Annotated in this window: 11 protein-coding genes; 6 read left to right on the top strand and 5 right to left on the bottom strand. The window is 47.2% G+C overall.

Annotated elements, in window-relative coordinates:
- The first annotated feature begins 178 nt into the window (after positions 1–178).
- From KCG43_RS13785 to KCG43_RS13775, 3 genes are all read left to right on the top strand, one after another.
- On the top strand, positions 179–934 hold the full coding sequence (locus tag KCG43_RS13785) for an AzlC family ABC transporter permease (RefSeq protein ID WP_237796411.1): 756 nt from the start codon (positions 179–181) through the stop codon (positions 932–934).
- Positions 934–1,251 (top strand): AzlD domain-containing protein, encoded by a 318-nt coding sequence (locus KCG43_RS13780; protein WP_192014536.1) that lies wholly within the window; start codon positions 934–936, stop codon positions 1,249–1,251. Before KCG43_RS13785 ends, KCG43_RS13780 begins: the two co-directional genes overlap by 1 nt.
- A gap of 161 nt (positions 1,252–1,412) precedes the next feature.
- Positions 1,413–2,975, top strand: a complete 1,563-nt coding sequence (locus tag KCG43_RS13775) for a cytochrome-c peroxidase (RefSeq protein ID WP_218385624.1) — start codon at positions 1,413–1,415, stop codon at positions 2,973–2,975.
- 59 nt (positions 2,976–3,034) lie between these two features.
- On the opposite strand, the gene KCG43_RS13770 is transcribed toward KCG43_RS13775, so the two are convergent.
- From KCG43_RS13770 to KCG43_RS13760, 3 genes are all read right to left on the bottom strand, one after another.
- Positions 3,035–3,571, bottom strand: coding sequence for a hypothetical protein (locus KCG43_RS13770; protein ID WP_218385621.1), 537 nt, complete (start codon positions 3,569–3,571; stop codon positions 3,035–3,037).
- A gap of 160 nt (positions 3,572–3,731) precedes the next feature.
- Positions 3,732–5,903 (bottom strand): cytochrome-c peroxidase, encoded by a 2,172-nt coding sequence (locus tag KCG43_RS13765; protein WP_218385618.1) that lies wholly within the window; start codon positions 5,901–5,903, stop codon positions 3,732–3,734.
- A gap of 77 nt (positions 5,904–5,980) precedes the next feature.
- Positions 5,981–6,679, bottom strand: a complete 699-nt coding sequence (locus tag KCG43_RS13760; protein ID WP_192014074.1) for a PEP-CTERM sorting domain-containing protein — start codon at positions 6,677–6,679, stop codon at positions 5,981–5,983.
- An 853-nt stretch (positions 6,680–7,532) separates the two neighbouring features.
- Between KCG43_RS13760 and KCG43_RS13755 the strand changes: the two genes are divergently transcribed.
- Positions 7,533–8,951 carry an MATE family efflux transporter gene (locus tag KCG43_RS13755; RefSeq protein ID WP_218385616.1) on the top strand — a complete coding sequence of 473 codons (1,419 nt, stop codon included), beginning with the start codon at positions 7,533–7,535 and terminating at the stop codon, positions 8,949–8,951.
- A gap of 15 nt (positions 8,952–8,966) precedes the next feature.
- Here KCG43_RS13755 and KCG43_RS13750 read toward each other — a convergent pair whose 3' ends face one another.
- A complete protein-coding gene (locus KCG43_RS13750; protein WP_218385614.1) occupies positions 8,967–9,782 on the bottom strand; it encodes a helix-turn-helix domain-containing protein in 816 nt (271 codons plus the stop codon).
- 83 nt (positions 9,783–9,865) lie between these two features.
- Here KCG43_RS13750 and KCG43_RS13745 point away from each other — a divergent pair, with 83 nt between their 5' ends.
- Complete coding sequence (locus tag KCG43_RS13745; RefSeq protein ID WP_218385611.1) at positions 9,866–10,585, top strand: gamma-glutamyl-gamma-aminobutyrate hydrolase family protein; 720 nt, start codon at positions 9,866–9,868, stop codon at positions 10,583–10,585.
- 12 nt (positions 10,586–10,597) lie between these two features.
- Here the strand turns inward: KCG43_RS13745 and KCG43_RS13740 are convergent, their stop codons facing one another.
- Positions 10,598–11,476, bottom strand: a complete 879-nt coding sequence (locus tag KCG43_RS13740) for a LysR substrate-binding domain-containing protein (RefSeq protein ID WP_192014066.1) — start codon at positions 11,474–11,476, stop codon at positions 10,598–10,600.
- Positions 11,477–11,598: 122 nt separating this feature from the next.
- On the opposite strand from KCG43_RS13740, the gene KCG43_RS13735 reads away from it, so the two are divergent.
- Positions 11,599–12,297: an FMN-dependent NADH-azoreductase gene (locus tag KCG43_RS13735; RefSeq protein ID WP_218385608.1), complete on the top strand. Its 699-nt coding sequence runs from the start codon at positions 11,599–11,601 to the stop codon at positions 12,295–12,297.
- Positions 12,298–12,308: the final 11 nt, after the last annotated feature.

Raw genomic sequence — 12,308 nt, 5'->3', positions numbered from 1 at the left:
CTGGCGTTAGTAAGTGCTAATAATCAACACAATATCAATAAATAGTGATCACCTTATGAGCTGATGTTCTTATCATTGTTTAAGACAAGTTTGTACAAGATTGAAGCCTTGTATTGGCGTAAAGTGACTGTTTTCGAAGCGCGGATAGTGGTAGGCAATGAAAGAAAAGGAAATATTCATGGCAACGTCAGCCGTTTTGCTGACTGGCAAGGAGAAACGACGGTTGTTTAAACAAGGCGCTCTCGCAGTGATGCCTTTATGTGTTGCGGTGATCCCCTGGGGGTTACTTGCGGGTTCCTTTGCTATTGATGCCGGGCTGGACGTGTTTCAGAGTGTGGCTATGTCTGCGATAGTGTTTGCCGGCGCGGCGCAACTGGTAGCGACCGGGCTACTGAAAGCCGGGGTCGGTATTGTGACTATTTTACTGACCACCTTTTTCATTACCTCAAGGCACCTGCTGTACAGCATTACGATGCGAAACGTGATCAGCCCGCTTCCGCTTCGCTGGCGGCTGGTTTTGGGCTTCCTTCTTACCGATGAGCTTTTTGCCTTGTGTGGTAACCAGTCCCCGAAGCGTTTTCAGCCCTGGTATGCGCTGGGCGCCGGGCTTTGGTTTTACATCAGCTGGAACATCGCCACATTAGCAGGCATTTTCGCGGGAAAGTTTATCCCGAATCTGGACAGCCTGGGTTTGGATTTTGCCATCGCCGCCACTTTCATCGCTATTGTCGTACCCAGTATTCAGCGTTGGCCGGTGTTGATCGCAGTACTGATTGCCTTGGTGATGTCGGTATTAATGGCAGCTCTGAACATAGAAGGCGGGTTGATGATAGCCAGTTTAACCGCGATGTCAGGCGGATATATATCTGAACGCTTGATGGGAAATAAATCGATTTACAGTGAAATAACAGAAAAACAGCAGGAAGACAAATGATGATCTGGCTAACTATATTGACAATGACACTGATTATTTTCGCCAGTCGCTATCTATTTTTAGAACCCCGATTGCCTGTAAAACTGAACTATCAAACTCAGCGTTTTTTAAATTACTCGAGCCCGGCAGTGTTGACGGCAATTTGGGCGCCTATTGTTTTTTTGCCTGATAAAAATACTGTTGATGTTACGTATAGTAACCCATATTTAGTTGGCGCAATTGTTGCGATTATAATCGCTTTGAAAACAAAGAATGTTTTATTAACGGCTGTGATAAGTATGGTGGTGTTTTTTTGCGTATCATTTTCTATAAAATGAGAATTTGTTGCTTATATTGTTGATTTAAAAAGTTTTCTCTTTTATGAGAAATTCGGATTTATAAACTTAAGTTATAGTTGGTTAATCAAGCCTTAACGCTCTCAGTGCTGCCCGACTTTACGGGTGGCTGACTTGTGCGTGGAAAAAAGAAGAGGTTAACCATGACCATGCAAGCATCAAAAGGCAGACAGCCTGATAATGTCAGTGCATATTTAAAACCGATGCAAATAATCGGAACATCCGTTCTGGTTATTTCAATGCTGTTTTCATTTAGCTCACAAGCTAAAAACAGCAATGAGAATGACTATGATTTACAACCCATAGAGGAATTAGGAAAAAGATTATTTTTTGAAAACATCTCCGATCCTAATCGAATGTCTTGTGCGACTTGCCACGCGCCAAACACGGGTGGCACGTACAATGTATCCGGTGTGAATTTACATCAGGTCGCCGTGACCGGGGCAAGGCCTCATTTGAGACCACAAGATTTAGAAGAGGGACAAGAAAAAACGACGGTGAAAAATGCTGGTGGTCTGAAGCCGCCGACAAATCAATATGTCAGCTTTCTGCATGACGGCGTAGCGAAAGGTCTGCAAAAACTCCAGCTTGCGGGGCAGGGGCCGTGTGGTATTTTTCCTTGTGGCGGTGCGTTTTGGAATGGACGCGCGAATGGAGACATTGTCGAAAATACTAATCTGGTTTTTGATGTTAACGATGCCAGTTGGCAGAAAAAAACGCTTTACGCTAAATACCTCGGTTCCCTTGCTGATCAGGCCTTTGCAAGCCCATTTTTGAACCCTGTCGAGCAAAACCACAAGAGCAAAGAAGATGTGTGTAGCCAAGTAGAATCTACCAAATGGGGTAAAGAGCTGTATTACCTGTCATGGGGCGTGGGTTTATCTTGCCAGTCTGCAGCGGAATCGGCCACGGCCTTTGCGCGCTTTGCTGTTGCTCTGGCGGCATGGCAAATGTCTGAAGATAACAATCGCTTTAACTCAAAACGGGATATTGCTCTTGCTGAAGACGACAATCAACAATTCCCGTTAACTGGATTCACCAATCTGGAAAACGAAGGGCATGACCTGTTTTATGGCCAGGCTGGGTGTGCTTTTTGTCATAACAGTAACGGTGCTAATGGGACACATCCCCTTGAACGTTATACCGATGACAGCTATCACGCGATTGGTGTGCCAAGAAACTATGAGCTACCGGGTTCTCCATTACCGGATATCGGATTACATCCCACACTGTTAGATCTGGGATTAAATCCCAATGCCAATTTACCCTTCCCTCCGTTTAATGTTCAGAATGCCTTTATTGGTGCTCACAAAACTCCAACACTGCGCAATGTTGATAAACGTCCGGGAAAAGGATTTACCAAAGCGTATGCCCATAATGGCTGGTTCAAGAGTCTGGAAAGTATTGTGCATTTCTACAATACCTCAGATGTTGACGGTCAGACCGCGGCAGATTTTGGTGTGATACGTTGCCCTGCAAGTATCGTGACCGAAAAAGAAGCGCTTGCCAATAATTGCTGGCCTGCACCTGAAGTGCCCGATGCACCGCTATTAACTATTGGTGCTGTAACAGGTGATCTGGGGTTAACGGCTCACGAAGAAGCGGCGCTCGTTGCTTATATGAAAACGCTCACGGACACCACGACTGTGGAACCACCGAAACCCTATAAAAGCACCAGTAACCCGCCGAAAAAAGGCAAAAAATAAAACTACAAATAAAAAGAAAAGCGAGATGATTATCTCGCTTTTTTCTTCTTTGTTTTGTCTTACTTTCTGGATCCCACTGGCACCATGATGTGTTCATAGGGAGTGCCTTTCCACATCACATATGGCCCGCCGTTATTGGGATCGGTGGGAAGCGAATCGAGTAAGGTTTTGTCTGGTGTGATAATCATTAAATGTGGTCCTTCAACCACCCATTGATTGTCTGCAGTTTCACCTTCCGCATAAGGGTCGATATTGCTCGCGCCGCCGTCACCAGCCAGCATGTAAGAAATACCTATGGTTTTCGTTTCAACGGGTTCTTTTTTCATCCAGGCTTGTGCCCATGCCATCCACGGACCATCCATGCACATAGGAGCTGTCCCTTCCAGCTGAGGAGGTGTTGGAAAGCATGTATAGTCACTGGAGCCTTTTTGTAAGACATTGTTATCCCAGTCCATTACGGTGACTTTATCTCTGAGTGTGGGGGGAGCTGCACTCAATGCATCATCCAGCATTGCTTGTTTGTCATCGGCATTGACGATAGCAGGGAGTCCTGCTGTAACAAGCACTACCAGAGGCAGATATCTGGCAAATTTCATACCGTTATCCTTAGTCGAATGACGGTGCTGAGCAGGTAACGAATAAAGTATAGTCTGCCGGAAGCAAGATAATTGTTGCGAATCTTATACTGGTCCTGTGCCAGTCAAGGCCAAACGGTATTGGCCTTGACTGGTGCTATTGCTCTTGATTGCCGTACCGTTACAGCGGTCCTCCCTGATTGAACAAATCGCCTGAGTTTGCCCAGCATTTACTGAAGGGTAAACCGGACGCTCCGACAGCCGGTAGGGTGATCAGAATGTCATCGGCGCGATTATCATTGTTGCTGTCCTGATCAAGATGTCCATTGGAAACCGTTAAGCTCGGGTGGTCGAACGGTGCTTGGGCACAACGCACCCGCTCATCGGTTAACGTTTTCAGGAAAGCCACTAAATCGGCTTGTTCTTGAGAGGTTAAGCCCAGTGGTCTGATATCAGGATCCAGATTGGAATTATTATTACCAAAGCCAGAGTTATTGTTTGACTCAGAACCTCTGCGGTTTCCTCCCCGGTTGTAGAATTCGACAACCTGTTCGAGCGTCGCGGCACCGCCATTGTGGAAATACGGCGCTGTTAACGCGATGTTCCGCAGCCCGGGCGTTTTAAAGGCACCGTCAACAGCATCGCGTTCCAGACCTGCGATGACCCTATCTCGTAGCGCATTGGTCTGCTGCGCGGAGTTACAAGGGAAATCATTGAGTACAGGAACCTCAAAGGTGCAGGGATCGACTTCAAACGGATCAGGCGCGTTATTGCCGAGCAAAATATCAAAATACTGGCGGGTAAAAGACAGCGGGTTGCCCCAGGGGTCAACAGCACCGACACCCAGATCCTCTTTGGTTGGTTTCACTCCGATGTTGTAGAAACCGTTATCGTAGAGTGCAACCTGGTTGTCACCCATGATCATTCGCTCAACAAGGCCTTCTTCCTGATTTTCAGCTTGCAGGTGAATGGCGGCAGAGGTGAACTCTGGACCTTTGTGACAGTTAACACATTTTCCTTTATCAACGAATACCATAAGCCCTTGTTTTTCCTGCTCAGACAGCGCATTTTCATTGGGTTCAATGGCCGGTGAACAAGAGGGTTCATGGCATCCTCTGAAGCGGTCAAACGCCGTATCATCGGAAATGAGTTCAGCTTCGTAAAGCATGATGGCAATACCCCAGAACAGAGAAAAGTTGATCTCGGTTTGGGTATAGCCCTGGCTGTCACTAACCAGCATTGGTTCGCTGCCGCTGTTATCAATAACAAAGTTGCCACGGGCTGCCCAGTATTGCGGCTCGAAAGCCATTCGTATTAACTGAGCGTAGCTGGTTCGTAAGCCTTTGCCGCTGGGATGGACCAAATCGGACAGGTGGCTGTCATTGTTAGCGATGTCTTGCTGTGCCAGTGGTCTCAGGCTAACGATGCGTCGACCGACATCGGCAAACTGTCTGCCTGCACAGGACATTTCAAAATCACTCAATGTTGGCCCGACAGCCTGAGAAGCCAGACTGGCGTTGTTGAGATCGATCCGGGCAAGTTCGGGAGTACGGCCGTTAAGGATCATCACCCTCGCTTGCTCATTACGTCGTCCGAACGGGTCGGTACCGTTAAAGATATTGTTGGCACGACCATCCCAAAAGTTTCTGAAGTTAAATGCAGCATTGATGACCGTTGGGGTGTTCCTCGGTTCGACTTTTCGGGTAGCCAGGTTGGACTGAGTATGGAAAATGCTGCCTTCCGGGTCACCACAGTACTCATTCAGATCTCTGGGAATCACAGTGCCGAATGAACCATCGAAGGTTCCCGGTGATGTAGCGGAGTCATTGGTGGAGTATACAATGGCTGAATTGCGGTCATCTTTATCAACCAGCTGGTGAAATGGAAAATCATCCGGGGTGAGTGTGATATTGGCCCGGGCCACCTGGTTACTGGCGGTAAAGCCATCGGTTGCCACCGGGCTGGGTGGTACGGTGCCACCAAACTCAGTATCAGGGTCGGGATTGCCATTGGCATCGACCCGCAACAGGCCGGGAGTAAGAATATTGGTGATCCTGCCATCAGCACCCGCTTTGAAGTGGCAGCTGGCACAGGCTTGCCCGTCACTGCCGACCTGCTGATCCCAAAAGAAGGCTTTGCCAAGTTTTATGGCGATGTTTTTGTCTCTTACAATACCGGTTAAATCAGGTAGAGGTACTTGAAGGTTCGTGAGTGCTTCAGGAATCAAACTTTCTATTGGTTCAGGTTCTTCGGCAGGTATTTCAGATTGTGCAAAAAATACAGCCCCCAAGCTAAAACAAGCAATGGTGCAACCTAGTGCACCAAAGCGCATTGCTTTTCTACTTTTTTCCATTATTATTCCCCTCGCATTAATAAACAACGATCAATGCTTACTTCAGAGATTTTATTATTGGTTAATGTTAAATAAATCTATGAGTTAATTTTAAGACGTCTTCTTAGTGACACACTTGCTCCAAATAAAATAGTAGTGAACAGAAGCAGAGAGCCGGGTTCCGGAACTTGATACGTACCGTCGAAATATAAGTCGGTGTAATAGTTGTCGGTTAAATGCAACCCAGGGCCATAGTCTTTGAGGGTATAGGTGAAGGATAAAATAGAGCCGTGTGAGAACTCATCGATGTTAAAACCCAGCGCGAGCCCATGTGAAAAGAAAGCTGGAGTCACTGAATTATTGAGGGCTAAGCCATAGTAGTAAAAGTTTCCGGAAAGATCATAGCTGTCATTAATCTCCCAACTGTCGGCACTGTTGCCGGCATTATAGGCATAATCATCATCACCGTAAAAATCAATGACTGCATCTAGTACACCCACAATGTGAACATCCGTAAAGCTACTGCCGGAGTTATTTTTGATCTGCCACTGTAATGTACCGTAGTTATCACTATCAAGCGCAGATGTGAAAGAGGTGACAAACTCGTAGGGGATGTCACTGTAGCCAATGCCGTAGTTGTCGAGTGGTGTATCTACATAAACATTTGTATTGTCAGGAGAAAAATAACTTGAAAACGCAAATATGTCTACCAGTCCTGCTTGTGAGGTTGATGATAACAAGAGACCTGAGACATATAAACCAGTGCGAACAGTTCGAAATGTAGATGAGATTTTCATGATATACCCCCTGCTTTATTAGTATTTAATTATCTCACGACGAATTCATGCCAAATTCATGCCGTTTTTGTTCGGTGGTTTAACTTGTTGATTTAAATTTATTTTCATTTAATTCCTGTCGCGTTTGTTTTTATGGTGTAATTTTTTCTGACAGTTAATTTGATGCAATGTTTGCTATGTCGTTAAAGCTAGTCATTACGGTATGTTTTTATTTTTCATTAAGAATAAAAAATATGGTTTTTAAAGTGTTGGTTTGTTTCTGCGGGTAACTAATAAAGAGATGGAAAAACTAAGGAAGGATTCGAAGCTTTATACTTTATCCCTGTTGTAATTTATATTGACTGCGTCAATAGGAAGGGGATAAATATGCTTTATTTTTAATCGTGACAATAACGCTGTTGATAATAGTTGCTATTGTTATTTATGTTGTGTTAGTTGTTCAGTGAGGATTCGAGTGGTAACTGAATATTCTTGGGTCTGGGTTTTATCGAACTAATAGTACAGTATGCTGTTTATTAGTCATGGCTGCATTATGATCTGGCGAGGAAAATGGGCGTCAATGTATCACTGGGTGAGAGGAATATAAGAGGTGGAGCTAAGAAGAACGGCACTCAATGTAATATCCTGCATGGATTGTTTGTTATCGGCACTGACAATAGCAGCTAACCTTGCTGTAACATGCCATGCCATGCCAGCAGCAGCTAATCATTTGTCAACCTGCAAAAGGCCATGCAAAAAGGCCATGCAAAAAGACTATAAAAGCGAATGCTTATAGTGGCCTGACTAACTATATTGACTAAAGTATCCGCATTTTCAAAACGTATTTATAACGATAACTGCATAAGGCATGGCGATGACAGACAGGCAAAACAGGTTTCTCGTAGGTCCTATCAACAAAGTACTTATCTCGTTAGCGGTTCCCATTATTTTGACCAATATTCTTCAGTCGGCCTATCAGCTGACAGATGCATTTTGGGTGGGACGCTTGGGCGCATCTGAAGTGGCGGCTGTGTCTGTCAGCATGCCCGTTACCTTTCTGGTAATCGCGTTAGGCTCAGGGTTAGCCATGGCGGGCGCAACGTTATCTGCACAATATATGGGGGCAGGGCGCCGGGACAAAGTGAACCATGTGGCGGCTCAGACCATGCTGATGGTCGCGGTTACGTCCGTGGTGCTGGGATTCACTGGCTATTTGCTATCGCCCTATTTCCTGATGTTACTGGGCGTGAGCGAAAAGGTCTATGGCGATGCGCTCAAGTTCATGCACGTGTCGTTTATCGGGGTGATTTTTGTCTTTTTATTTGCCATGTTTCAGTCGCTGATGCGGGGGATCGGGCAGATCAAGATCCCGTTGATGATTGTCTTCGGTACTGTGATCCTCAACTTTTTTCTGGACCCCTTGTTTATTTTTGGCCTTGGCAGTTTTGAAGGACTGGGTGTCATGGGGGCGGCGCTGGCGACACTGGTCACCCAGTCAATTGCTGCAATACTGGGCCTGATGGTTTTCATGCGGGGCAGACATGGCATCCAGCTGGAATGGCACAACTTCAAGCCCGATTTTGCCTATATTAAAAAAGCTTTTTTTCTGGGTGTCCCTGGCTCAGTAGAGCTGTCTGCCCGTGCATTGGGGATGATCATTCTGTCGTTTCTGGTGGCGAGTTTCGGAACAGTAACGATTGCCTCTTATGGCGTGGGTTCCAACCTGCTGCAGTTTGTGATGATTCCGGCCATGGGGCTGTCGATGGCTGTGTCGACCTTGGTGGGGCAGAACATAGGTGCGAACCAGATTGAACGGGCAGAAAAAATCACCTTGCTGGGCACGCTATGGGGCTTTCTCGGTCTGACGGTGATCGGCATCCTATTCTATATTTTCGCCCCTTATTTGATCGCTGTGTTTATCCCGGATGATCCTGAGGTGATCAATGAAGGTGCCCACTTTCTGCGTACTATGTGCCTGACGTGGGGCGGTATTGGGGTACAGCTTTGCGTCGTTTCCGCGTTTCGGGCGTCAGGTAATATGCAGAACGCCATGATGATTGCACTGGTGTCGCAATGGGTGGTGCAATTTCCTCTGGCCTATGTGTTGTCAAAACATACATCGTTACAAGATAACGGCATCTGGTGGTCTTTTGCTGTTACCAATGTGGTGGTCGCTGTTTTTGCGTTTTGCTGGTTTAAGCGAGGAACATGGAAAAAGACCCGCCTGACTGAAGAAGAGCAACAGATAGTGCATATCACGGATGAAGCCTTAATTGAAAAAGGCAATCAGTAGCTCAGCTACGTGCTGTTACTCAATAGTGCGCTGATGTTTGAACTGCTGCGGGGTCAGTTTGAAGGCCAGCCGGAATGCTTCAATGAAAGCGGAAACAGACTGGTAGCCAATCTCATGGGCCACATCCTGCACAGGTAAACCTTGCTCAAGCAGCGTCATTGCCGTCATGAGCCGCAGGCGCTGCCGCCATTGCGGAAACGTCAGTTGTATTTCTTTCTGAAACACCCGGGACAATGTCCGTTCGGTTGCTCCGGTCTGACGAGCCCATTGTGCCAGGGTTTTTGTGCTGCCGGGATGACTCAGTAACTCATCGGCTATAGGTATAAGCCGGCGGTCTTGCGGCATGGGCAGCTCCAGTGAACTGTCTTTGTCTGCGCTTAACTCGTCTTCCAGTACCGCCAGCAGGCGTAAAATACTAGGTGGCTGTTCTTGATCGCGCACAACGGATTGCCTGAGTTTCAGGATCAGTTCGCGGAAAAACGGCGTCACTTCAATCGGCTGGCTGGACGCCGGTAAGTGGGTTAAGGACGCTGGGTTCAGGTACACGGCGATAAATGTGGTGTCCTGTTGCGCTCTGGACTCGTGCCGTGTGTGTGCCGGGATAAACAATGCCCTGTGGTGCGGAATACAGAACTGATGCGTGTCAGTGCTGCATTTCAATAATCCTCTGGATGGAAAAATAATCTGATGCCACGCGTGCTGATGCGGTTTGTCGTGAAAGCCTTTAGCCATGTTCAGGGTATTGATCAGAAGAGGTTGGCACGAATAGGTCGCGATCAGTGTATTACCGTCAGGTGTTGCATATGTCTTTTTATCGATATTTTTTGTCATATTGTCGCTACCTGACCGGATTGTTTCGCGCATAGTATGGGTTGTGTTATCGAAACTCAAATACAAAACGCAAAGGGAAAGCAATGAAAGTACATTTTGTTATGCATGAAGCGTTTGAAGGACCAGGCGCTTTATTACAGTGGATTGATCAGCGTAATTATTCGACGTCATATTCGCGTGTTTATCTGGGCGAGGTGTTACCAGAACGTGGTGATGATATGGATCTGCTGATTGTATTGGGTGGCCCGCAAAGTCCGGCAACCACCAGAGAAGAGTGCCCGCATTTTGATGCTGCAGCGGAAATTACGCTGATCAAAAAAGCTGTCGCAAGCAAAACGCCCGTGGTCGGGTTCTGCCTGGGGGCACAACTTCTCGGGGAAGCGTTAGGTGCGCCGCATAGCCGGAGTCTGGAGCCGGAAGTGGGCTGCTTTCCCATCGTGCTTAACAAACACGCAAGGCTGGACCGCAAGTTTGCAGGGTTTCCGCCAGAGCTGGTTGTCGGTCACTGGCATAATGACATGCCGGGTCTGACACCTGAATGCCAGGTGCTGGCAACCAGTCTGGGCTGCCCGCGTCAGATTGTGCGTTATACCCCGTTAGCCTATGGTTTCCAGTGTCATCCCGAATTTACCCGCGACTCGGTGGAAGGTCTCATCAGGCACTCTGGTGAGGATCTGAACAATGCTGAAAACAGGCCTTTCATTCAGACGGCAGAGCAACTGCGTCATGCCGATTACAGTGAAATGAACCGTGCTTTATTCAGCTTCCTGGATGCGCTGGTGGCTGAGTCACGCCGTGAGTGAGGGTGACAGCATTTAGGTGAGTGTCTGCTGAAGCCAGGAAACAAACTGCTGAACCGCGGCAGTTTGTTTGTGTCGGCTAGGGATGACTGCGTAATATTCAAGCCCTGTTTTTTGCAATGACGCAAAGGCAGGGTGCGGTATCAGCCATGCTTCGCTCAGGGGTTGCTGTACCAGTAACGTACTGATAAAAGCCACGCCCTGGCTTGCTAATGCAGCCTGTACCGCATGATTTTCCTGATCAAAATACCGGATACTCACAGACGCAGCAGCGGCCGGAGTTAAACTTTCAAGTGAAGGTTCAATGGCAGGTAAATCGGTATTTTGCCATCGGGTGGTAAAAACAGTGGCGTTTGCTGCTGTTTTTACCTGCTCACAATACGAAGGTGAGGCTACGCAACATAATGTTTCTTTTGTCAGCAGGATAGATTGTGGATCCGAAGCCGGGCAATGGCCATAACGGATCGCCACATCAAATCGTCTGTCGTGTTCGACATCTTCTTTACTCTCACCGGTTTTCAGAACGACATCCAGTTCAGGATGCTGTTGTCGGAACCGTTCCAGCCTTGGTACCAGCCACAAACTGGCGAAGGCAGAAGTCGTGCTCACGGTAATCGTGCTGGCCTGACGACGTATGTTATTCACCCCTGATTGCAGCTGTTTAAGCGCCTGGTGTGTGCAAAGCAGTAATTCTTCTCCTTCCAGGGTTAACACAACAGATCGGGTTTTTCGTTCAAATAGCTGGGTACCCATCTGCGCTTCCAGTTGACGAATCTGATGAGAAATAGCGGTTGGCGTAACATAAAGCTCAGCAGCGGCGTCTTTAAAGCTTTTCAGACGGGCGGCGGCTTCAAACGCGCGAAAGCTGTTGAGTGAGGGGAGACGGGCGAACATTTAATATACCTAAAGGTGAGTTTTATTCATCTATGTGAAAGTATATCCCTTTTGTCATTACTGTCACTCAGGCAGACAATATTCTCTGACCACAACTTACTTTGGAACAGAAGGATAAGCGGATGACTATTTTACATTTAGATGCCAGTGTACGCAGGACTGATAATCTCGTTTCAGGCCATAATTCAATTTCTAAACAAATAGCGGCTTCATTTATGGATGTATGGCTGACTAATGCTCCACAAACCGCTGTGATACATAGGGATATTGGTATTAACCCGCCAGAGTTCATTAGTCAGGACTGGATTGCGGCGGCTTTTACTCAGGAGGTGAATCGGACCGCTGCCCAAAGGAAAGTGCTGGCACTGTCTGATGAATTCATTGAGGAAGTCATGGCTGCGGATACGATAGTCATCTCGACACCAATGTACAACTATGGTCTGCCTGCTGCGCTGAAAGCTTGGTTTGACCAGGTAATACGCATCAATAAAACTTTTTCATTTGATCTGGAACGGGGTGATTTTCCTTTGTCGCCGATGTTAACCGGGAAAACACTGGTGCTCATTACCTCTACAGGTGAATTTGGTTTCGAAGCCGGAGGAGTCCGCGAAGCGATGAATCACCTTGGTCCGCATATTCGTGTTATGAGTCACTATTTGGGGGTGGAACAGACCTATGAAATAAGTGCCGGCTACCAGGAATTTGGTGATAGCCGCCATCAGGCGTCGCTGAAAGCGGCGTATGCAGAGGCTGAAAACCTGGCGCGATCACTGGCAAACCGAGAGTCTGGGCATTCGCTGAGCATGGCTACAGACATCTGATGGCCCAGTCG

This window comes from Photobacterium sp. WH24, from assembly GCF_019204055.1.
Taxonomy (GTDB): Bacteria; Pseudomonadota; Gammaproteobacteria; order Enterobacterales; family Vibrionaceae; genus Photobacterium; species Photobacterium arenosum.
The sequence above is the reverse complement of the archived record's forward strand: the minus strand, read 5'-3'. Positions and strand labels throughout refer to the sequence as shown.